The 21,673-nt window shown below is 66.7% G+C and carries 21 protein-coding genes; 10 read left to right on the top strand and 11 right to left on the bottom strand.

The window, feature by feature from the left end; genetic code table 11:
- Nucleotides 1-5: 5 nt before the first annotated feature.
- The gene (locus CE453_RS25945; protein WP_089178151.1) at nt 6-1,193 is read right to left on the bottom strand and encodes a diaminopropionate ammonia-lyase; all 1,188 of its coding nucleotides are present in this window, start codon (nt 1,191-1,193) and stop codon (nt 6-8) included.
- 105 nt (nt 1,194-1,298) lie between these two features.
- On the opposite strand from CE453_RS25945, the gene CE453_RS25940 reads away from it, so the two are divergent.
- Complete coding sequence (locus CE453_RS25940; protein WP_089177216.1) at nt 1,299-1,772, top strand: Lrp/AsnC family transcriptional regulator; 474 nt, start codon at nt 1,299-1,301, stop codon at nt 1,770-1,772.
- 3 nt (nt 1,773-1,775) lie between these two features.
- Here the strand turns inward: CE453_RS25940 and CE453_RS25935 are convergent, their stop codons facing one another.
- The 3 genes from CE453_RS25935 to CE453_RS25925 are packed head-to-tail and all read right to left on the bottom strand — an operon-like array spanning nt 1,776 to nt 5,513.
- The gene (locus CE453_RS25935) at nt 1,776-2,996 is read right to left on the bottom strand and encodes a cytochrome c (protein ID WP_089177215.1); all 1,221 of its coding nucleotides are present in this window, start codon (nt 2,994-2,996) and stop codon (nt 1,776-1,778) included.
- Nucleotides 2,993-4,756, bottom strand: coding sequence for a GMC family oxidoreductase (locus CE453_RS25930; RefSeq protein WP_089177214.1), 1,764 nt, complete (start codon nt 4,754-4,756; stop codon nt 2,993-2,995). Before CE453_RS25930 ends, CE453_RS25935 begins: the two co-directional genes overlap by 4 nt.
- A gap of 16 nt (nt 4,757-4,772) precedes the next feature.
- A complete protein-coding gene (locus tag CE453_RS25925) occupies nt 4,773-5,513 on the bottom strand; it encodes a gluconate 2-dehydrogenase subunit 3 family protein (RefSeq protein WP_198302214.1) in 741 nt (246 codons plus the stop codon).
- Nucleotides 5,514-5,761: 248 nt separating this feature from the next.
- Here CE453_RS25925 and CE453_RS25920 point away from each other — a divergent pair, with 248 nt between their 5' ends.
- The gene (locus CE453_RS25920; RefSeq protein WP_248307887.1) at nt 5,762-7,561 is read left to right on the top strand and encodes a chloride channel protein; all 1,800 of its coding nucleotides are present in this window, start codon (nt 5,762-5,764) and stop codon (nt 7,559-7,561) included.
- A 14-nt stretch (nt 7,562-7,575) separates the two neighbouring features.
- On the opposite strand, the gene CE453_RS25915 is transcribed toward CE453_RS25920, so the two are convergent.
- On the bottom strand, nt 7,576-8,091 hold the full coding sequence (locus CE453_RS25915; RefSeq protein ID WP_089177213.1) for a 2'-5' RNA ligase family protein: 516 nt from the start codon (nt 8,089-8,091) through the stop codon (nt 7,576-7,578).
- Between the two features lie 121 nt (nt 8,092-8,212).
- On the opposite strand from CE453_RS25915, the gene CE453_RS25910 reads away from it, so the two are divergent.
- From CE453_RS25910 to CE453_RS25895, 4 genes are all read left to right on the top strand, one after another.
- Complete coding sequence (locus CE453_RS25910; protein ID WP_248307886.1) at nt 8,213-9,328, top strand: ABC transporter ATP-binding protein; 1,116 nt, start codon at nt 8,213-8,215, stop codon at nt 9,326-9,328.
- Nucleotides 9,329-9,343: 15 nt separating this feature from the next.
- Nucleotides 9,344-10,474 (top strand): ABC transporter substrate-binding protein, encoded by a 1,131-nt coding sequence (locus CE453_RS25905; RefSeq protein WP_089177212.1) that lies wholly within the window; start codon nt 9,344-9,346, stop codon nt 10,472-10,474.
- Nucleotides 10,475-10,665: 191 nt separating this feature from the next.
- Nucleotides 10,666-11,502, top strand: a complete 837-nt coding sequence (locus CE453_RS25900) for an ABC transporter permease (protein WP_089178147.1) — start codon at nt 10,666-10,668, stop codon at nt 11,500-11,502.
- Nucleotides 11,502-12,314: an ABC transporter permease gene (locus tag CE453_RS25895; RefSeq protein ID WP_089177211.1), complete on the top strand. Its 813-nt coding sequence runs from the start codon at nt 11,502-11,504 to the stop codon at nt 12,312-12,314. Before CE453_RS25900 ends, CE453_RS25895 begins: the two co-directional genes overlap by 1 nt.
- Before the next feature lie 49 nt (nt 12,315-12,363).
- Here the strand turns inward: CE453_RS25895 and CE453_RS25890 are convergent, their stop codons facing one another.
- The 4 genes from CE453_RS25890 to CE453_RS25875 all read right to left on the bottom strand — a co-directional run bounded on the left by CE453_RS25890 (nt 12,364) and on the right by CE453_RS25875 (nt 16,967).
- Nucleotides 12,364-13,548 (bottom strand): extracellular solute-binding protein, encoded by a 1,185-nt coding sequence (locus CE453_RS25890; RefSeq protein ID WP_089177210.1) that lies wholly within the window; start codon nt 13,546-13,548, stop codon nt 12,364-12,366.
- On the bottom strand, nt 13,548-14,609 hold the full coding sequence (locus CE453_RS25885) for a LacI family DNA-binding transcriptional regulator (protein WP_089177209.1): 1,062 nt from the start codon (nt 14,607-14,609) through the stop codon (nt 13,548-13,550). The genes CE453_RS25890 and CE453_RS25885 overlap by 1 nt, the downstream gene beginning before the upstream one ends.
- 102 nt (nt 14,610-14,711) lie before the next feature.
- A complete protein-coding gene (locus CE453_RS25880) occupies nt 14,712-15,644 on the bottom strand; it encodes an acetamidase/formamidase family protein (RefSeq protein ID WP_089177208.1) in 933 nt (310 codons plus the stop codon).
- Nucleotides 15,645-15,770: 126 nt separating this feature from the next.
- Complete coding sequence (locus CE453_RS25875; protein ID WP_089177207.1) at nt 15,771-16,967, bottom strand: MFS transporter; 1,197 nt, start codon at nt 16,965-16,967, stop codon at nt 15,771-15,773.
- Between the two features lie 92 nt (nt 16,968-17,059).
- Between CE453_RS25875 and CE453_RS25870 the strand changes: the two genes are divergently transcribed.
- Nucleotides 17,060-17,815 (top strand): AraC family transcriptional regulator, encoded by a 756-nt coding sequence (locus tag CE453_RS25870; protein WP_089177206.1) that lies wholly within the window; start codon nt 17,060-17,062, stop codon nt 17,813-17,815.
- Nucleotides 17,816-17,819: 4 nt separating this feature from the next.
- Here the strand turns inward: CE453_RS25870 and CE453_RS25865 are convergent, their stop codons facing one another.
- Complete coding sequence (locus CE453_RS25865; protein ID WP_089177205.1) at nt 17,820-18,677, bottom strand: sigma-70 family RNA polymerase sigma factor; 858 nt, start codon at nt 18,675-18,677, stop codon at nt 17,820-17,822.
- Nucleotides 18,678-18,782: 105 nt separating this feature from the next.
- Nucleotides 18,783-19,088, bottom strand: coding sequence for an antibiotic biosynthesis monooxygenase family protein (locus CE453_RS25860; RefSeq protein WP_157733196.1), 306 nt, complete (start codon nt 19,086-19,088; stop codon nt 18,783-18,785).
- A gap of 202 nt (nt 19,089-19,290) precedes the next feature.
- On the opposite strand from CE453_RS25860, the gene CE453_RS25855 reads away from it, so the two are divergent.
- Genes CE453_RS25855 through CE453_RS25845 form a run of 3 tightly spaced genes read left to right on the top strand, consistent with a single transcriptional unit; the run spans nt 19,291 to nt 21,664 of the window.
- Nucleotides 19,291-20,040, top strand: a complete 750-nt coding sequence (locus tag CE453_RS25855; protein ID WP_089177203.1) for a FadR/GntR family transcriptional regulator — start codon at nt 19,291-19,293, stop codon at nt 20,038-20,040.
- Between the two features lie 38 nt (nt 20,041-20,078).
- The gene (locus CE453_RS25850; RefSeq protein WP_089177202.1) at nt 20,079-20,972 is read left to right on the top strand and encodes an NAD(P)-dependent oxidoreductase; all 894 of its coding nucleotides are present in this window, start codon (nt 20,079-20,081) and stop codon (nt 20,970-20,972) included.
- Nucleotides 20,973-20,980: 8 nt separating this feature from the next.
- Nucleotides 20,981-21,664, top strand: a complete 684-nt coding sequence (locus CE453_RS25845; protein WP_089177201.1) for an amino acid ABC transporter permease — start codon at nt 20,981-20,983, stop codon at nt 21,662-21,664.
- Nucleotides 21,665-21,673 lie beyond the last annotated feature (9 nt).

Raw genomic sequence — 21,673 nt, 5'->3', positions numbered from 1 at the left:
CCGATTCACCGTGCCACCTCTTCAGGTGACAATCCGACCAGCTCGGCATAGCGCGCCGGATCGGTCGCGCCTTCGGTGTTGACGAGGAAGACCTTGGACGCGCGGTCGAGCTTCAAAGCCGCGCGCGTCTGCGGATGGTGCAGGGCCGCCAGCAGTCCTGCGAGGCCGGCTGAGCCGCTCTCGCCGGCGACGATCGCGGGATCGTTCGAAGCCGGTCGTGCCAAGCGGTTCATCGCCTCGACCGCGTCGGAATCGGCAGCCGTGAGGAAAGCGTCGGCAGCGCGGTAGAGCACGCGCAGTGCCAAGGGCGAGGGATCGTAGCACTCGAGCATCGCCATCACGGTCGGCGCGCCATGCGCGATCTTGACCGGATGACCCTGCCGCGCGGCTTCGAAGATGCAGGCTGCAAGCTCGGGCTCGACCACGGTGAAGAAGGGGCGGTCGGCGCCGAACTGCGTCAACATCTGCGCGGCCAGCGCCGCGGCGATGCCGCCGACGCCCGCCTGGACGAAGACATGGCTCGGCCGCGCGGGAAGCTGATCGAAGGCCTCCTGGGCGATCGCGGTATAGCCCTGCATCACCAGGCCTGGAATGCGTTCGTAGCCGTCCCAGGAGGTGTCGGAGACGACGGTCCAACCCTGTTCCGCCGCGACGCGCGCCGCCTCGACGATCGAATCGTCATAGGTGCCGGCGACGCGCACCATCTCGGCGCCGAAGCGGGCGATGGCTGCGACGCGCTCGTCGCTGACACCGCCATGGACGAAGACCACGGAGCGGGCGCCGACGAGCTCAGCGCCCTGCGCGACGGATCGGCCATGGTTGCCGTCGGTTGCGCAGGCGAAGGTCATGCCAGCCGCAACGGCCCGCACAGCCGGGTCGTTGATGTCGGAATCGTCGAGCGTCCGGCCGAGCTTGGCGGCAGCAGCCTCCAGCACCAGCCGGATTACGGCATAGGCACCGCCGAGCGCCTTGAAGCTGCCGAGGCCGAGGCGTTGGCCCTCATCCTTGATATAGAGCCCGCCGATCCCGAGCGCCGCCGCCAGCCCCGGCAGCGAATGGAGAGGGGTCCGCGCATGGCCCGGGCGCTGGGCGAGATGGCGTGTGATCGCTGCCGCACCTTCCGGGCCGAGCGTCGCGAGATCCACCGGGTCGAGATCGCGCCCGTAGTCATGGTGCGTGTTGAGCAGCAGCATCGTCGCCTCGCCATTCTGTCGTTTGATGAATGGATATTGCAAAACCGATGAAAGTTGCGCTGAAACTGCGCTGGCACTGTGCAAGTTTGTTTCGCGGAGGGCGGCGTGGCCGAGCCGGATGTCCAACTCGACGCTTTCGATCGGGCGATCCTCGCCATCCTCCAGCAGGACAACACGACCCCGCAGCGGGTGATCGGCGAGCAGGTGAACTTGTCGGCCCCGGCGGTGCAGCGCCGCATCCGTCGCATGGAGGCGCAGGGCGTCATCCGGGCCAATGTCGCTGTGGTCGACCCGGCGGCTCTCGGCCATCCGATCACGCTCTTCGTCGAGGTCGAGCTGGTCAGCGAGACGGCACCCGACATCGATGCCGCCAAGAGCGCCTTCCTGGCGGCGCCGGAGGTGCAGCAGTGCTACTACGTCACCGGCGAGGTCGACTTCATGCTGGTCGTTCTGGTGCCGAGCATGACGGCCTATGAGGCGCTGACCCGCCGGCTCTTCTTCGCCAATCCCAACATCCGCAAGTTTCGCAGCTTCGTCGCCATGGACCGGGTCAAGACCGGGCTCGCGGTCCCGATCTGAAGCCTACCGTGTCAGCGCGGCCCGCAGATCCTTGACCTGCCCGGCGGTCACGGGCGGGGCGGCGTTGCCCCAGCTGTTGCGGACATAGGTCAGCACGTTGGCGACGTCGGCATCGCTGAGGTTCCAGCCGAAGGAGGGCATCGCCGGCGTCGTCGGCTTGGCGCTCGTCGCGGCCGCCTGGCTGCCTTGCAGTACGACACGGATCAGCGAGGTCGGATCACCATTGTTGACCACCGGCGCCTTGGCCAGGGTCGGGAACAGCGAAGCCTGCCCCTGACCGGTCGAGACATGGCAGGCCGAGCAGCGGTCGAGATAGATCGCCTTGCCGGCGGTCATCGCCGCTTCGGTTGCCGGGATCGGCGGCGGAGCCGCAGTGCTGTCGCCCTTCACGTCCTTGAGATAGGTCGCGACAGCCTTGAGATCGGCGTCGTTCCACAGGCTGGTGGAGTGGCTGACGGCCTCCGCCATCGGCCCCGACGCGATGTCGAAGCGGTTCGCGCCGGTCTTGAGGTAGGCAACGATATCCTCGGCCGACCAACTGCCGATGCCCTTATGCGCGTCGCTGGTGATGTTGGGCGCGTACCAGCTCTGCAGATTGCCGCCGCGCAGGAATTCGTCGCCCTTGTCGGCGCCGGTCATGTTCTTCGGCGTGTGGCAGGTGCCGCAATGGCCGGCTCCCGTGACGAGATAGGCGCCGCGATTCCATTCCGCCGTCTTGTTCGGGTCGGGCTGGAATTCCTTCGGCGAGAAGTTGAGGAGGTTCCAGCCGATCATCGCGGTGCGGATGCTGAACGGAAAGGGGAGCTGGTTCGAGACGACGCGGTTCGAGACCGGCTCGACCTTCTGGAAATAGGCCCAGAGATCGGCGATGTCGGAATCCTTCATCGCGGCATAGGCCGGGTAAGGCATCGCCGGATAGAGCCGCTTGCCGTCCTTGCCGATGCCGGTCTTCAGCGCGCTGCGGAAATCCGCATAGGTCCATGAGCCGATGCCGGTTTCGGCGTCAGGCGTGATATTGGACGGCACCAGGGCGCCGAAGGGCGTCTGCAGCGGCGCGCCGCCGGCAAAGGGCTTGCCGCCGGGCTTGGTGTGGCAGGCCGCGCAATCGGCCAGGATGGCCTGGTAGCGGCCGGCATTGATGCGGTCGAACAGGTCGGAGGCAAGACCTTGCGTCCCGACGATGGCTGCGGCCGCAAGGCCGGCGAGGAGCGCTGCCTTCTTCATGCTTCCACCAGCTTGCCGGGGTTCTTGAGGTAGTGGTTGCGGATCGCGTCGGCCGCCCAGTAGGCGAGCGCGCCGACCGGGCCGGTCGGGTTCTTGCCGGCGTTCTGCGGGAAAGCGGAAGCGCCGATGACGAAGACGTTCGGCACGTCCCAGCTCTGCAGGTGCCGGTTGACGGCGCTGGTCCTGGGGTCGGTGCCCATGATCGCGCCGCCGGTGTTGTGCGTGCTCTGGTAGGGTACGGAGTTCCAGCCCTTCTGCAGCTTGGCGACGACGGACTGCTTGCCGCCGAGCGCGTCGGCGATCTCCTTCATGCGGTCGCTGACGAAGTTCGACATGCGGATGTCGTTGTCTGGGAAGTCGAAGGTGATGCGCAGCAGCGGCCGGCCGAAGCGGTCCTTGTAGGTCGGATCGAGGTCGACATAGTTGCCGCGCGTCGCATAGGAGGAGCCCTGCGACGAGAAGGTCAGCGTGTTGTTGTAATACTGCTTCGTCGCCTTCTTCCAGGCGGAGCCCCAGCGCGGCGTGCCCGGAGGCACCGGCCGGTACTGGATCGGGCGTCCGTTCGTCGGGATGCAGTTGATGCCGGCGCCGCCGACGAAATTCAGCGGGCCATGGTCGAAGGCGTCGCCATTGTAGTCGTCCACTGTCTGGCCGAGCGCGCCGGCCGCGATGAACGGATTGATGTATTTGCCCTCGAAGAAGACCTGCGCCCCGGCATTGGTCTGATAGCAGTAGTTGCGCCCGACCGTGCCTTCGCCGGTCGAGGGATCATAGGGCTTGCCGATGCCGGAGAGCAGCATCAGCCTGATGTTGAACAGCCCATAGGCATTCAGCAGGACGAGGTCGGCCGGCTGCTCGAAGGTCTCGCCGTTGACGTCGATATAAGTGACGCCGGTCGCCGTCTTGCCGTCAGGCGCGAGGTTGATCTTGAGCACCTCGCATTCGGTGCGCGCCTCGAAATTCGATTTGCGCATCAGGACCGGCAGCACGGTCGTGTGCGCGCTCGATTTCGAGTAGTTGGCGCAGCCGAAGCGCTCGCAGAAGCCGCAGGCCGTGCACTGCCCCATCGCGATGCCGAGCGGATTGACATAAGGCCCGGAGAGATTGGCGGAGGGCGTGGGGAAGGGGTGCAGGCCCTTGGACCGCGCCGCTTCCGCGAACAGCGTCGGCGCATAGGTCATCTGCATCGGCGGCAGCGGATAGTCGCGCTTGCGCGGACCCTCGAAGGGGTTGCCGCCCTGCTGGACCGCGCCGTTCAGGTTTCCGGCCTTGCCGGAAATGCCGCAGAGATATTCGAAGCGGTCGAAGGCGCTTTCCAGTTCGTCATAGGTGACGCCCCAGTCCTGGATCTGGAGGTCGGCGATCCGGTCGGCGCCGTAGCGCTCGGTCAGATGCGTCTTGAGCACGAAGTCGCTCGGGAAGAAGCGCCAGGTATGGCCGTTCCAGTGCGTGCCCGCGCCGCCGACGCCGGTGCCGGGCAGGAAGGAGCCGTAGTCGCGCATCGGCAGCGCCGTCTGCGAGACGTTGTTGCGCATCGTCATCGCTTCCTGAGCCGGCTGCAGGAACAGGTCCTTGCGCACGGCGTAGCGCAACTCATCGGGCGCATAGGCGACGTTGAAATCTGTCGCCGTATCGCGCCAGGGGCCGCGTTCGATCGCGACGACATCGAGGCCGGCATCGGTCAGCTCATGCGCCAGGATCGAACCGGTCCAGCCGAGCCCGACGATGACGACGTCCTTGCGGGGCAGTTTGCGTGCCATCTCTCTGCTCCCGGCCTTACTTGTCGCCCGTCTTCCATTCCGGCCGCCCGGCTATCGATAAAGGCGGTAGGGGGAAGGGTTTGTTGTGAGCCGTGACATAGTCGCGGTAATCGTAGCGGGCGCCCGGGAAGCCGATGAATTTCCAGCCGGCCATGTCCTTGTTGCCGCCATAGATCGGGTCGGCGAAGAAGCCTTCCATCGTGTTCTGCAGCACGAGGTTGAAGAAGCCTGCTGCCGGTTTGTAGTCGACCTTGCCGGCCTCGAAATCCTGCAGGGCCTTGTCCTGATCCGCCGGTGCCAGCTCGAAGAAGGCCTTGCCGCCGAGCGTGGCGCGCGTGTGCTTGTTCAGGGCGGCGAGCCCTTCGCGATAGCGGCCGGTCGGCGTTTCGCTGCCCTGGTAGCCCTGGGTCGGCAGCCCGGCGGCGAAAGGGCCTTGCGTGTAGAGGCGTTCCGACGAGCCGAAGCTGCCGGCGAGCTGGCGGTCGATGAAGCTCGCGCAACCGGCTTCCTTGCCGCCGATGCTCAGCTCGTCTGCCGGAATCAGCCGGTCGACGATCGCCTCGACGGTGCGAACCTCGTCGGGCGTGAAGACGTACCAGCGCCCGCCCGGCAAGGGAGTGGGGGGCAGGGCCGCGAAGGGCTTCCAGGGCAAGGTGCCCGAATGCTCCGCCGCCCGCGCCTCGGGGATCGAGGCGATCAGCAGCATCATTCCGGTGGAGGCGAGAAACTGGCGCCGGCTGGGCGAGGGGGACGGCATGGAGGACCTCGTTGCATCGGCGACCGGCGCAGCGGCCATATTGCCAAGCTTCACCTTGGAATCATGACAATCAACGCTGCGTCGAGCGTGGCCGGCATGCCTGCAAGACATGGAACCAAATAACTTTTCCGAAATATGGGCCGTGAGAGCATGGCGCTTCGGCGTTCGCGTTGGCTTTGCCCTTGTCATTGCCCTCGCGCTATGCGACCGCCGGCCGACGCAAACCCTCTGCCTGACGGGCTTCCGCCTTGATCACCGTCAAAGCCCCCGCTCCCGACGCCTCGCCTGCGGATCCGCAGCAGGGCCTGCGCGCGCTGATCCGCTCCAGCGAGATCGGCATCGTCGTCCTCGCCTCGCTGATCGGCATCCTGGCCGGCCTCGTCGTCGTCGCCATGTCGATGGCGACGCAGCTCATGCATGAGCTGGTCTTCGGCATCGCCAGCGGCCAGCGCCTGTCGGTCGTGACCGACATCCCGTCCTGGCGCGCCGTTGCGGGGCCGGTAGCGGGCGGCCTCGTGGTCGGTTTCGCCTCCTGGTTCTTCTTCCGTCGGCGCAGCCAGCCGGTCGATCCGATCGAGGCCAACGCCCTGCATGGCGGGCGCATGTCGATGCGCGACAGCATTATCGTGGCGTTGCAGACCATCGGCTCGAGCGGCTTCGGCGCCTCGGTCGGCCTCGAAGCCGGCTACACGCAGGCTGCCAGCGGCTTCGCCTCCCATATCGGCCGGCGCCTGCGCCTGCGCCGGGCGGATATGCGGCTCATCGTCGGCTGCGCGGCCGGCGGCGCGATCGGAGCCGCCTTCGACGCGCCGCTGACCGGCGCCTTCTACGCCTTCGAGCTCATCCTCGGCAGCTATTCGATCGCTGTCTTCGTGCCGGTCATGGCCGCGACCTTCATGGCGACCGTCACCCACGACATCCTCTCCCCGGCATTGTTGTCGGTCGAGGTGCCGGCGATCGGGTCGATCACGATCTCCGATCTGCCACTGGTCGTGCTCCTCGGTTCCGCCTGCGGCCTCGTCGGCATCGTGGTGATGCGCGCAGCCGCCTTCGTCGAGGCGGGCTTCCGGCGCTCGCGCATCCCGACCTATCTGCGCCCGGCTTTCGGCGGTCTCGTCGTCGGCGGGCTCGCCATCTGGATTCCTGCCGTCTTCTCGGCCGGGCATGGCGCCATCAATCTCTACCTCGGCATGGAGACCAGTCTCGGCCTGCTGACGCTGGTGCTGGTCGCCAAGGCGCTCGCCTCTTCGGTCTCGATCGGCTCGGGCTTCCGCGGCGGCCTGTTCTTCGCTTCGCTGCTGCTCGGCGTCGTGACCGGGCGGCTCTTCATCGGCCTGCTGACCCCCTTCTTCCCCAATCTCATCGGCCACGAGACACTGTTCGCGCTGGTCGGCATGAGCTCGCTCGCCGTCTCGATCGTCGGCGGCCCGATGACGATGGCGCTGCTCGCGCTCGAGATGACCGGCGACCTGAAGCTCACCTTGGCAGTGATGGGGGCGGCCGGCGCCGCCTCGCTGGTGACCCGCCGGCTCTTCGGCTTCTCCTTCGCGACCTGGCGCTTCCATCTGCGCGGCGAGAGCATCCGCGGCGCCTATGACGTCGGCTGGATCCGTGACCTCACCGCGGGCAGCATGATGCGCCTCGAGGTGCCGAAGATCGAGGCGGACGCCCCGATCGCCGAGGCGCGGCTGAAATACCCACCGGGCTCGACCAACTACCTCGTCGCCGTCGGCCCGAACGAGGCCTATGCCGGCATGGTGCCGCCGGGTGCGCTCTATGAGCCGGACCCGGCCCTCGACGAGGAGGCCGTCGCCGAGCCGGCGCCGCGCACGGTGCGCCATCTCCTGCGCAATCCGGACAAGATGCTGCTGGCGAACATGTCGGTGCGCGACACGCTCAAGCTCTTCGATGAGGCGGAGAGCGAGGCATTGCCGGTGGTCGCCGACCGCGAGAGCCGCCGCCTCGTTGGCATCCTCAGCGAGGCGCATGCGATCAAGCGCTACAGCGAGGAGGTCAGCCGCCGCAACCGCGAGCTGACCGGCGAGTAGCGCCGCGGGCTGCGTCAGGCCGCCTGCAGGGGCACGCTGGCGACGACCCGCCATTCCGCGATCGGGATATCCTGTCCAGAGGTCACGATGCCGATCCGATCGAAGTGGATGCTGCGGCCGGCGAGCCGTGCATTCACTTCGGCGATGGCCGCCGTCTTGGCCGTCGGCTCGACGGGGCCGTAGAGCAACGAGACATGCGGCATGAAGCTGCCGAGCGCCTCGGGATCGAGCGCGCGCTTGAGTGCAGTCAGCGGCGGTGAGACGGCAAAGCGGGCATAGAAGGAACGGAAGAAGGCGTCGCTGCCTTCGACCAGAGTGACGGGTTCCGCAAAGGCCGTGACCGTTTCCGCAGCCGCGGCAACCGCGTGCTCCAGGGCGGCCAGCGGCATCGTCGTGTCACCTTGCAATGTCAGGTGGGGGGCGAAGCGCGGGGTGCGGAAGCGCCCCGACAATTCGTCGACGAGATCCGTCAGCATCGCCTCGTCGGTGGACGATGCCATCAGCCAGAGAGAATGGATCCGCGTTGTCATCTGAGTTTCACAAAGCTCTTGCATAGACTGCGCCCCGTACGTAATGTTTATTTCAATCATGCCAGGTAATGGAAGAAAAATTCCATTACCTGGCAACAAAAGCAAAGGTGGGGAGTAGGCCTTGCAGCCGGAAACGCAAGCCAGAGCGGGCAGCGGTGCTGCCATCGCCGTGCGTGGCCTCAAGGTCGCCTATGGCGGCACACGGGTGCTGCACGGCATCGACCTGGATTTTGCGCCCGGCAGCTTCACGGCGCTGCTCGGCTCCTCCGGCTGCGGCAAGACCACGCTGCTCCGTTCGCTCTCCGGTTTCGTCCCGGTCGAGTCCGGTTCTATTGTCGTCGGTGGCCGAGATGTCGCCGGGCTGCCGCCGGAAAAGCGCGGCATGGCGATGGTCTTCCAGTCCTATGCGCTCTGGCCGCATATGACCGTGCTGCAGAACATCGGCTACGGCCTCAAGCTGCGTGGCAAGTCCAAGGCCGAGATCGCTGCCAAGGTCGGCGAGATGCTGAGCTTCCTCGGTCTTGCCGGCTACGAGGACCGCAAGGTCACGGCGCTGTCCGGCGGCCAGCGCCAGCGCGTCGCGCTCGGTCGCGCGCTCGCCATCGACCCCGGCATCCTTCTGCTCGACGAACCTTTGTCGAACCTCGACGCCAAGATCCGCATGACCATGCGCCATGAGATCCGCGCCATCCAGCAACGACTCGGGCTGACCGCCGTCCACGTCACCCATGACCGCGAGGAGGCCATGACCATGGCCGACCGGCTGGTCATCATGCAGGCGGGCCGGATCGCCCAGGTCGGTACGCCCGAAGAGGTCTATGACCGTCCGGCCAGTGCTTTCGTCGCCAATTTCATGGGCGCGGAGAATGTTCTGCCGCTCAGCATCGAGCGCGGTGGAGCGCAGGCCTCCGTCGCCGCGGGCGGGGCTCGTGCGACGCTCGCGGCCGAGGCGGCCGCCGCGCTGCCGGCCGGCGAGGTGCTCGCCTATTTCCGCGACGACGTCGCCAGCCTTGGCGCGCTCGATGCACCGGGCTCGGGTGGCGACCTTCTCGTCCCCGGCACGATTGCCGCGCGCGCCTATCCCGGTGGCATCTATCGCTACAAGGTCGAGGCCGCCGGCCGCCAGATCACGGTCGACGATGTCGGCCGTCACGAACTCGGAACGAAGGTCGGACTGCGCATTCCGTTGCAGCGCCTTCACATCTTCCCGGCGACCGAGGCCGGGATCGCCGCCTGACAGGGAGTCAGACACATGCGCATCCTCACGCTTGCCTGCTCGCTCGCCGCGCTGATCGTGGCATCGCCACTATCGGCGCAGACCTTGAACGTCGCCTCCGCCGGCGACCAGAACATGGTCGACTACGTGAAGGACTACCTCGCCCCGATGTTCGAGAAGGCCCACCCCGGCGTGAAGGTCGTCTCGGTCGGGACCGGTCCGGGCGATTCCGGCTCGCAGAAGATCTACGAGAAGCTCGACGCCCAGAAAGGCGCCGCCGCCACCGATTTCGACGTGGTCGTCATCCACCAGAAGGCCGCCGGCCAGATGGTCAAGGAAGGCCTGCTCGCCAAGTACACGGGCAATGTCGATACCTCGAAGCTCGTCTCCAGCGAGACCGCCAAGAACTCGCTCGGCTCTGACGTCTCCGGCTACGTGATGCCGATGTTCCAGTCGCAGACGGCGCTCGCCTACAACGCCGACATGCTGAAGAACCCGCCCGCCAACTTCACCGAGCTGAAGGAGTGGGTGAAGAAGAACCCGAAGCAGTTCGGCTATAACGGCATCAAGGGCGGCATGTCCGGCGTCGCCTTCGTCGCCGGCTGGGTCTATGCCTTTGGCGGCGATGCCGACAAGCTGATCCAGGGCCCCTATGACGCAGCCGAGAAGGCCAAATGGGATGCCGCCTTCGCCGAGCTCAAGGACTTCAACAAGAACGTCGTCATCACCCCCGGCAATGCCGGCACGCTCGACATGCTCAACCGCGGCGAGATCGCGATGGGGCCGGTCTGGGTCGACATGTTCTATTCCTGGCAGGCTGACGGCAAGCTGCCACCGAACATGAAGCTCAAGCTCGCCGCGCCCGGCATGCCCGGCCAGCCCATGTACTATTCTGTGCCGGAGAAGTCGGCGCAGAAGAAGCTGGCTGAGGAGTTCATCGCGCTCGCCACCTCGCCGCAGGTCCAGGCCGACGGCATCGTCAAGAAGTTCAACTGGTATCCGGGCATCGACGCCAAGAACCTCGAAGGCAAGCTCGACAAGGCCGCCTGGGACAAGCTCTTCACCGACATCACCCCGGCCGACCTGTCCAAGAATGCCAAGCCCTTCCCGATCGCGCCCTACTTCAACGACATCCTCGAGGGTTACGAGAAGAAGGTCGCGAACTGAGCCTTTTCCGCGCGGGATGACATGTGGAACAGACACGGTCATCCCGGGCGGAGCGAAGCGTAGACCCGGGATCCCTGCCGGAACGGTTCAGGCACGGATCCCGGATCGGCGCGGTTGACGCCGCTTGTCCGGGATGACCGTCGCGCTTTTGGATTCCTGCCCCCCCTTCGTTGCCGAAAGCGCCGCTCGCCATGAGCCTTTCTCAACGCCAGCTCGCCTTGCTGCTGATCGCGCCCGGTCTCGCACTCGTAGCGGCGCTGTTCGTCTATCCGCTCAGCTTCTCGCTGATCTCGGCCTTCACCGGGCCAGATGGCGGCTTCTCGCTGCAGTCCTTCGGCAAGGCCTGGGAGCTCTATTCCGGCGACGTCGTCTTCACCATCGTCATCGTGCTCGCCTCCTGCTTCTTCACCGGGCTCGCCGCAATCGTCATCGCCGGCACCCTGACGCTCGGCGAGAATCCGTACATCGTCGGCACGCTGAAGGCGCTCTATCGCTGGCCGCTCTTCATCCCCTTCATCGTCGCGGCGCAGTGCATGCGCACTTTCCTCGCCAAGAACGGGCTGATGAACAACACCTTCGTCTCGCTCGGCCTGATGGAGCCGCTGCAGGCGGTGAGCTTCCTCGACTGGCGCGGCATCATCGCCACCTTCGTCTGGAAGCAGACGCCCTTCGTCGCGTTGCTCCTCGCCGGCGCGCTCGCCGCCATCGACCGTGCGACGCTCGAAGCCGGACGCAATCTCGGTGCCTCCCGCATCCGCGTGCTGATCGAGCTCGCCTTGCCGCAGGTGATGCCGACGCTGCTCGTCGCGCTCGTCCTCTCCTTCGTGACGATGCTCTCGGTGCTGTCGGTGCCGATGATGGTGGCGGGCTCGCAGCCGACCATGCTGACCGTCGACATGGCCTTCCGCATCAATGCCTATGGCGACTACTCCACGGCCAATGCGCTCGGCGTCATCACCTATCTGATCTCCGCCGGCGCAGCGATCATCTATCTCAAGCGCGGCATGGCGAAGGAGGGTGCGCCGTGATGCGCCTCGCTTCCACCGCGCGGGCGACGCTCGCCGCCTTCCTGCTCGCCGCCTTCGCCTTCGTGCTGATCGGCCCGCTCGCCAATCTGGCGCTCTGGTCCGTCGCCGAGCGCTGGTACACGCCCTACAAGCTGCCTGTGACCTACGGCACGCGCTATTGGGAGCAGGTTTTCCGGCCAACCGGCGACGCCATGGCCTCGCTCGGCACCTCGGTCTGGATCGCGGTGCTGACCGTCGTCGTTGCGCTCGCGCTTTCGATCCCTGCCGGCTATGCGCTGGCGCGGCTGAAGCTGCCGGCGCGCGCCTTCTTCATGATCCTGTTCCTGCTGCCGCAGGCTTTTCCCTCGGTCGCGATCTACATCAACGTCGCGCGCATCTTTTACCAGCTCGGCATCAACGGCACGGTCTTCGCGGTCGTGCTCGTCCACGCTGCGCATGGTCTGGTCTATTCGGTCTGGATCGCCGCGGCGGCCTTCGGCGCCGTCGACCGGGATCTGGAGCTCGCGGCCCGCAACATCGGCGCCTCGCCGCTCAAGACCTTCTTCTCGGTGACGCTGCCCCTAGCCGCTCCCGGCATCATCGCCAGCGGCATCTTCGTCTTCCTGGAGTCGCTCGACGAGTTCACCGGCACCTTCTTCGTCGGCGTGCCGCAGGTCACGACGCTACCGCTGCTGCTCTACAACGCGGCGATGGGTGGCAATTACCAGGTCGCCTCGATCACGGCGCTGATCCTGCTCGTACCCTCGGTGTTGTTCATGCTGTTCATCGAGCGCTTCCTGCGCGCCGACGTGCTCGCCAAGGTCGGCGCCTGAGCGCGAGCGAGATCCGGCGATGCGGCTTGCGTCGCACCGCCGGCAGCCTTCACTGCCTTGCCTTGTTGCCGGCGATCTCGCGGTCCCATTTCTCGAACATCGTCACCAGCGGTTTGGCGTCGAGCGGCGGTTCGGTCGGGTTGTTGGCGATCATATCGGCATATTCCGGCCGGCCGAACTTGGCGATCGTTTCCTGGCTCTCCTTGGGCGCCATCTCGACGGTCACGCCATGGATCGAGGGGCCGGGATACATGTAGCCATGGTCGTACATGTAGGCCTGCTGGGCCGGCTCCAGCAGATAGGCCATCAGCGCCAGCGCGACGTCGAGCTTCTCGCCCGTGACGCCCTTCGGAATCGCCATGTAGTTGGCATCACCGACCCAGTGGAAGCCCTTCAGCGTCGCCACCTTGAAGTTCTCCGGCACGATGCCGAGATAGCGCGGATTGATGTCCCAGCCGGTGGTGGTGGCGATGATGTCGCGCGAGCCGTCGCCAAGCTCCTTCATCGTCGCGGTGGTGCCGGACGGGTAGTACTCGATGCAGTCGTTCATCTCCTTGAGATAGGCCCAGGTCTTGTCCCAGCCCTTGACCGGATCCAGCGGGTCCTTGTCGCCGAGCAGATAGGGCAGGCCCATCACGAAGGTGCGGCCCGGCCCCGAATTCGCCGGACGCGCATACATGAAGCGGTTGGGATGCGCCTTGCACCAGGCGAGCAGCTCCTCGGCCGTCTTCGGCATGTCCTTGACCTTGGCCGGGTCGTATTCGAGCAGCGGCCCTGACGGGTACCAGTCGAGCACCATCGCCTGGCCGCGCGCCATCTTCTGCATGGCATAGGCACCGGGGATGTAGAGCTTGTCGAGCGCGGGAAAGCGGTCGGCATATTTGGGGAAGATCTCGAGCCAGAGATTCTGCTCCATGCCGGCGGCGAGCGCATCGTTGCCGGTCAGGACGAAGTCGATGTCGACGCGCCCGGCCTGCTGCTGCGCCTTGAGCTTGCCGGCGAGCTCCGGCGCCGTCGCTTTGGTGAAGATGAAGCGCCCGACGAGATCCGGGTGTTCCTTCTGGAATTTCTCGATCGCGGGCTGGCTGATCTGCAGGTCGCCGGCGACGTCGATGACGCTGATCGTCAGCGGTGCCTTGGGCTTGGGCAGGGCAGGTTTCGTCTGGGCCTGGGCCGCAAGCGGGCCGAGCCCGATCAACGCCGCTGCGGCGGCGAGGATTGACCATCGTGACATCACGTTCTCCCTCTTTGGTCGATTGATCTCTGCTTGTTCCGGGCGGATGCGGGTCGCCCGGGTGTCGCTTCCTCGGTCGTGAACGGGCCGGTGCTCGCGCGCTCGACGAGGCGGGTCGGGATGGTGAGACAAGCGTCGCGCCTTCCACCGGCCTCGATGATCTCCAGCAGCATTTCGACGGCGGCCGCACCGGCATCGGCGCAGTGCGCGTCGATCGTGGTCAATGGCGGATAGGTCGTGGCGGCCAGCACGTCGTCGAAGCCGACGATGCTGAGGTCGCGCGGGATGACGAGGCCGCGTGCGCTCAAGCCCGCGACCAATCCCTGGGCGACAATGTCGTCGAAGGCGATGGCGGCGCTGACACCGGCCGCGATCAGGCGCTCGACCGCCGCCTGGCCGGCCTCGTAGGTCGGCCGATAGGCGGGGATGGCCAGCTCCTCGATGCCGAAGCGCTGCGCTGCCGCCATCGCGGCCTGCTCGCGCTGCTGGTTTGCCCATGACGCGGCCGGGCCGCCGACATAAGCGATGCGGCGATGGCCGAGCGCAAAGAGATGCGTCATCGCCATCTCGATGCCGCCGCGCACGTCGATGAGCACGCGCGGAACATCGGCGATGTCGCGGTTGATCAGCACGGTCGGCTTCTGGCCCGCGTGGAAGCGGATGCGCTCCTCGTCGAGGCGGGGCGAGGCGACGACGAAGCCATCGACCTGCGGCGCCAGTTTCGCCAGCAGGCGGTCCTCGCGATCGGGGGTCTCGTCGGAATCGCCGAGGAATACCGCATAGCCCAGTGCGTCGGCCCGTGCCTGCGCGGCGCGGATGAGCGGCGGGAAGAACGGGTTGGCGATGTCCGGAACGAGCAGCGCGAGCGTTCCGAACCGGCCGGTGCTGAGGGCTCGCGCGATGCGGTTGGGGACATAGCCCAGTTCGTCTGCGATCCGCCTGACCTGCTCGACGACCGCTAGCGTCAGGAGGTTGGGCCGGGTGAAGGCGCGCGAAACGGTCGCGCGCGACACGCCGGCCTTCGCCGCGACATCCCCGATCGTGATCGAGCCCCGTGTCATAACGTCATGCAACCGGTTGCATGACGGCTTGTCAAGCGATAGCGGACTCCGCCCGATCAAGGCAGGAGCGGGGCCGGATCTCCCGGTTGCGGTTGCTTCAGATCAGAGCTTGCCGCGCAGCGACATGCCGCGCGTGATCTCGTTCTTCTCCAGCCGGCAGGCGACGCAATAGGCCGGGTTGAAGACGTTGGCGACGTCGTAGCGCACGGCCTGCCCGAGCAGATGACTGGCCTCGACGGCATCGACGCCGAGGTCCTCGCCGATCCAGCGCAGCATCTCGGTGGTGGCGAATTGCAGGGGCTGGTCGAGCGGGCGTCCGGCGGCGATGACGAGCAGGTCGGTCTCTGTCTCGCAGCGCGGCCAGAGCAGCTTCTGCTGCTTGCGCAACTCGACCCGGAACTCGACCTCGAACGAGGTCTCGACGCCGGTGCCGGCGATCTCGCCATCGCCCTGGCAGGCATGGCCGTCGCCGAGGAAGAACAGGCCGCCCGGCGCATGGACCGGGAAGGCGATGGTCGCGCCGGGGCCGAACAGCCGGTAGTCCATGTTGCCGCCATGGGCGCCGCTTGTCGCCGTCGAGATCGACTGGCCGCGCTCGGGCGCGACGCCGAAGCAGCCGAGCATCGGCTTGAGCGGGAAGCTCCAGTCGCGGATGCGCGGGGAGGGATCCAGCAGCTTCACGGTGCCGGCCTTGGCGTCGATCGTCCATTCATAGCGCTCGCGCTTCGGCAGATCGGCCAGGGTCGCGGGGTCGAGCACGCCGGGCGCCAGCGGCGAATAGGTCCAGCCGGTGTCGCGGTTCGGCGTCATCCGCTCGATCGTCACCAGAAGCGCATCGCCCGGTTCCGCCCCGGTCACGAAGAACGGACCGGTCATCGGATTGCCGCGCGGTGCCTTCTGCGCGCCGTCATGATCGGTGCCGGCTGCGTCGAGCGTGGTCGTCACGACGCTGTCACCGCTGGCGATCTCGATCACGGCGGGCAGGGTGCCGATGACGTTCGAATATTGCGTCGGCTGGAAATGGTGGCGCGTCATGACGGACCTTCTGCGGCTGGAGGCTGGCGCGAGGCGGAAAGCCACCTCGCGCCGCGATCCTAGAAGAAGGTGCGCAGGGGGGAAGGGGCGGCGACGGAAAGCCCGCCCTGCTTGTTTCGCCGGACGCTATTCGGCTGGAGTCGGTACCTCCGTGCGTGAGCCCTGCGCCAGATAGTAGAAGGCGACCGAAGCGCACCAGACGATCAGGCCGAAGACGGCGGCTGCGCCCAGGACCAGCCCGAAGCCGCCCTGCGCATAGAGGACCGCCAGCATCGGCACCACGAAGCCGCTGACCGTGAAGCCGAGGAAATAGCGCACGCTGAACGCCTTGGCGCGGTGCTGGGCCGGCACGTAGCGGGCGACCATCGCATCGTTGACGACGACCTGGCCATAGATCGCGGTCATCGTCAGGGTGAGGCCGAGCAGCAGCGGGATGCCCTGCGTCACGGCGGCGATGGCGAGGCCGATCGGCTGCAGCAGCGCGAGGCCGACGAACAGGGCTGGCAGCGTATAGCGATCGACGAGCCGTCCCATCAGCCATTGCGCCCCGGCGCCGAAGATGAAGACCAATGTCGCCAGCGAGCCGGTCAGCGCCAGCGGCAGGTCGAGGCCCAGCCGCTCGTCGAGGATCTTCGGCAAGGCGATGGTCGTCAGGTTGAAGGTCATGCCGCCGGCGATGATGGCGACGGCGAAGACGATCAGGAGGGCGACGGGGCGGCTCAACGGGATGAGCTCCGCCTTGCCCGCGCGGTTCGCATGCGGTTCACCGTCGCCGGGAACCAGCATCACGAAGGCGACGCCGAGCGCGAGGCAGACGAGCCCCGGCAGTATGAAGGCGGCGCGCCAGCCGAGAGTCGCGGCGATGAGTGCGGTGACGCCGGCCGCCGAAGCCGCGCCGAGATTACCCCAGACCGCGTTGACGCCGAGATCGCGCCCGAGCTGGCTGGCATGGTTGACCAGCATCGTCGAGCCGACCGGATGATAGATCGCGGAGGCAACGCCGAGCACCAGGAGCCAGGCGGCGAAGGCTGCGGGCTGGCTCGCGCTGGCGACGCCGAGGCAGGACAGGCCATAGCCGATGAAGAAGACCGCAAGCATGTTGCGCCGTCCGAAACGGTCCGAAAGCCAGCCCATCGGCAGGGAGCACAGGCCGAAGGCGACGAAGGCGCCGGTCGCGAGCCCGATCAGCTCGGCATAGCTCAGGCCGGTCTGCGCTGCGATGGCGAGTACGGCGGTCGGATAGATCAGCAGCACGAAGTGATCGAGCGCATGGGCGGCGTTGACGAAGCGCAGGGTTCGCTTGGACAGGGTCTCTGGGGACATGGTGGTGCTCACAGTCAGGAGCGCATTTTCTATCTTGACCCGATGCACGCGTCGGGCCGTTCTGTGGCGTGATCGGGCCAAAGGACCATGTGATGCGCGGCGAGAGCGATGCCTATCAGACGGTTCCGCGCGCCGTTGCGGTGATGCCGAAATCCTATGAAGGCGGGATGAGCACCGGCTGGCACAGCCACCCGCGGGCCCAGCTCCTTTACGCCACCTCCGGTTTGACGCTGGTGACAGCCGAGGACGGCACCTGGATTTTGCCGGCGCAACACGCGCTCTGGATCCCGCCGCGGCTGTCCCATGAGGTCAGGATGCATGGCAAGGTGATGATGTGCTCGGCCTATGTCACGCCGGAGGCGGTCGGCGTCCTGCCGACGGGCTGCCGCGTGCTCGAGGTGACGCCGCTCCTGGCCGCGACGCTCGCGGCGCTGGCGGCCGAGCCGATGCTCTATGACGAAGGCGGTCGCGGCGGCCATCTCGCGGCGCTCATCCTCGACGAGATCGCGCGGGCGCCGGAAACCTCCCTGACCTTGCCGTTACCGCGCGATCCGCGCTTGCGGCGCGTCTGCGACGCTCTGTTGAAAGATCCCGGCTCAGCGATCGACCTCGATGGCTGGGCGCAGCGCGTCGGAGCGAGCCGGCGCACGTTGACCCGTGGCTTCCGCAGCGAAACCGGCCTCAGCTTCGGCGACTGGCGGGCGCGGCTGCGCGTCGTCCGGGCCCTGGCGCTGGCCTCGGACGGCCATCCGCCTCATCAGATCGCCCGCGCGGTCGGTTATGCCGATCCACGTGCCCTGCGTACCGTGGCGAGGCGCATCCTCGGGGGCATCGGGCTTTCGTGGTGACGGTTCAGCCCAGCCGCGCCCAGTCGGCTGCCTCGACCACATAAGGCGAGAACAGGAAATCGCGGATCGTAGTGATCCGGTCGTCGCGCCAACCGAGAAGCACGAAATGCGCGGGCCTCTCCGGCGAGCCTTCCGTGTCGAAGACCAGCATAGCCGGGCGTCCTTCCACCGCGCCGAAGGAGAAGCGCCACCGCGTCTCCTCGGCATAGCGGGTGAAGTAGCGACCGATGTTTTCACGCCCCTCCAGCTTGAGCCGGTTCACCAGATCGAGCTTCACTTCCTCGGCGAGCATGGCGCGAATGGCATCGAAATCGCCGCTCTGGAACAGCTGGACATAGCTGGTCATCTTCTGCCGATCGGCGTCGGACATCAGAGGCAGCCGCGTGTCCTCGGGCTGCCGGGCCAGCTGTCGCAGTGCAGCGCGCCCGCGCTGGAGCGCCGATTTGGCCGCCGCCGGCGTGCACTCCGCGATGGCGGCGATCTCCTCGACCGAATGTCCCAGCACGTCCTTGAGGATCACGGCGCAGCGCTGCAATTCGGGTAGCTGCAGGAAGGTCTGGAAGCCGACCGTCACGATGTCGGCTTCCGGCATCGGCACCTCTTCCAGGTTCTCGGTGAGCGGAACGACCCTGCTGCGGGAGCGCTGGCGCAGGAAATCCAGGCTGGTGCGATGGGCGATACGGAGCAGCCAGGCTTCTGGATCCTCCACCACGGTGCCTTCCGCCTGTGCGCGAAGCGCTTTGACGAGAGCGTCCTGAAGGACGTCCTCGCCATCCACGGACGAGCCCACCATGCGCGCGCAATAGCGGTGCAGCCTTGGCCTGAACGCGCGCAGGCGCTCCTCGAAATCCTTCGCGTCCATCTCTCGGGACCTATCGGTTCGCCCGGTCGCTTGTCCGCGGCCGCGCGGGAACGGTAGCGCGAGCCGGGACGATTGTCCGCGATCCTCTGGCCGGGGGCTTGGCCGTCATCGCGCGTCGCTGAAGACGGTTGCGCCCAGAGTGGAGTCGAATGTCGCCAGTTCGAGGATCTGCGGGAAATAGGCCCTCATCCGGGCGTCGGCCCGCATCGCCTCCACGGCGGCGGGCGTATCCCATTCCGAATAGATCACGACGCCGGAACCGTCCCTGGCGGCGATCAGCCGGCTCGCCCGCCAGCCGTCGAGTGTGCTGACGACGGTTTCGATGTTGCGTTTCAGCAGGGCGATCAAGGCAGCCTGTTTGCCGGGATCGACCTTCAGCAGATTGATGAGAACGACGGGTTCCATGGTCATCGGTGTGTCTCCCTTGTGGATGGGCGCACCAAGGACGACCCAGGAGGCGCAAACGGATCGCGCGGACCAGACTTTTTTGTTGAACCGAAGCTGGCGCGCATCTCCCGGGCGCAGGGCAGCCTCGCCGTCAACGTCATGGCGTTGACTCATTCTTCTGGTCATCGTACTGGTCTTACCAGAACGAAGAAGAATGGTTTCAGGGATGGAAGCTCAAGATGCCGACAGTGCGTCGGGGTTCGAGCGTGTCTTCGCTTATCTGCGGGAGCGGCTGCTCGACGGCACGCTGAAGCAGGGCGAGCGGCTCATGGCCGAACGCGAACTGGCCGCTCAGCTCGGGGTAAGCCGACCGATCGTGCGCGAGGCTCTGCGGGCGCTTCACATGCTCGGCATCGTCGAGATCCGCGAACGCGTCGGCACCATCGTGAAGCGGCCGGACGCTTCGATGCTGAAAGACTTCTTCACGCTCGCGCTCGCCCAGCAGGCCGACCTCATCGACGATGTGATGGAAGCGCGCATCGCGATCGAGTGCCAAGCCGTGCGCCTGGCCTGCGAGCGCGCCACGATCGCCGATTTCGAGCGGCTGCAGCGGGCACTTGTCCGCATCGGTGAGACGATCGACGACGCCGATGCGGGCGGTGCGGCCGACTTCGACTTTCACCGCGCCATCGTGCTTGCATCGCATTCGCCGACGCTGTCGGTCCTGCATGAATCGATGTCGACGCTGCTCGCGCGCTCGCATCGCAGCCGCCGCGAGCTCGTCCAGCAGTTCAGCTCGATGAAGAGCTATCTGATCGACGACCACAAGCGCGTCTTCGACACCGTCGTCGCGCGCGATCCCGATCGCGCCGAGGTGACGCTTCGGCGCCATTTTGCGATCGGCGACGAATACCGGCGCCGCGCCGTTACCGGCGAAGGCGACCGCCCCGACATGCGCAACGCACAGGGCGCCTGACGCCTCTGCTTCACCAGACAATGCCGAGAGAGCGGAAGATGGCAGGAAACGAAAAGGGCAGCGTCGGCTTCATCGGCCTCGGCACGATGGGCCGCGAGATGGTGCGCAACCTCCTCAAGGCCGGGCATCAGGTCACCGTCTTCGACATCATCGAGGACGCGGTGGCAGCACTGGCGGCGGAGGGAGCGACGCCGGCGACGAGCCCGGCCGAGGCCGCGGCGGCTGCCGATATCGCGATCACGATGCTGCCGGACACGCCCCAAGTCGAGGATGTGATCTACGGCGACGGCGGGCTCCTGGCCGCACCGCCGCGCGGGCGGCTGATCGTCGACATGAGCACGATCTCGCCGGTTGCGGTCCGCCGGATGCATGCCGATCTCAAGGCCGTTGGTAGTGACTTCATCGACGCGCCGGTTTCGGGCGGTCCGATCGGCGCCAGGAACGCGACGTTGACGATCATGGCCGGCGGCGAGGCCGGCGCCTTCGCCAGGGCGGAGCCCTTCTTCCGCGGCATGGGCACGACCATCACCCATGTCGGCGCGCCGGGCGCCGGCCAGGCGGTCAAGCTCTGCAACCAGCTGATCTGCGGCATCAACATCCAGGCGGTCTGCGAGGCGATTGCGCTCGGCCGCGCCTCCGGCGTCGATCTGGAGCAGATGCGCGCCGTGCTGCTCGGCGGCTCGGCCGCCTCCTGGATGCTCGACAAGCTCGGCCCGGCGATGATCGCCGGCGATGCCGGGGCGGGCTTCCGCATCGACCTGATGCTCAAGGACCTTCGGCTCGTGCAGGAGCAGGCGCAGGCGCTCTCGGTGCCGCTTCCAGGTACGGCGCTGGTCACCAGCCAGTACATCGAGGCGCGCGCCCATGGCGAGGGCGGGAACGGCAATCAGGCGCTCTTTCGCGTCTATGATCGCATGACGAACCGGGCCTGACGGCGGCGATGGGGCTCAACCTCGACTTCTCCGTCGTTCTGGAGCGCTGGCCGCTCTTCCTCGACGGCGCGGTGATGACGCTGCAGCTCGCCTTCATGGCGATCGTGGTCGGGGGAGCGATCGGTACGCTCTGCGCCGTCGGCCGCGGCAGCAGTAACCGCATCGCCGCCGGGCTTTGCGCCGGTTATGTCGAGACGATCCGCAACACGCCGCTGCTCGTTCAGATCTTCCTGGTCTATTTCGGCCTCGCCAGCATCGGCTTCAAATTCTCGGCCTTCTCAGTGGCTGCGGCGGCGCTCGCCATCAATGTCGGCGCCTATACCGCCGAGATCATGCGGGCGGGTTTCGAGTCGATTCCGCCCAGCCAGATCGAGGCGGCGGAGGGTCTCGCTCTCTCGCGCTTCCAGATTTACTGGCACGTCATCCTGTTGCCGGCGATCGAGAAGGTCTATCCGTCGCTGACCAGCCAGTTCGTGCTGCTGATGCTGGCTTCGTCGGTCACCTCGCAGATCTCCGCCGAGGAGCTGACCGCGGTCGCCAACTACGTCCAGTCGGATACCTACCGCGCCTTCGAGACCTATATCCTGGTCGCGCTCGCCTATATCGCGCTCTCGCTCGTCCTGCGAGCCGCCTTCTGGGGGCTGGGACAGATCCTCTTCCCGCGCCGCCGGCGCCTCGGCACGCCGCTCTAGAGGTCGATC

This window comes from Bosea sp. AS-1, from assembly GCF_002220095.1.
In the GTDB taxonomy this organism is placed as follows: Bacteria; Pseudomonadota; Alphaproteobacteria; order Rhizobiales; family Beijerinckiaceae; genus Allobosea.
The sequence above is the reverse complement of the archived record's forward strand: the minus strand, read 5'-3'. Positions and strand labels throughout refer to the sequence as shown.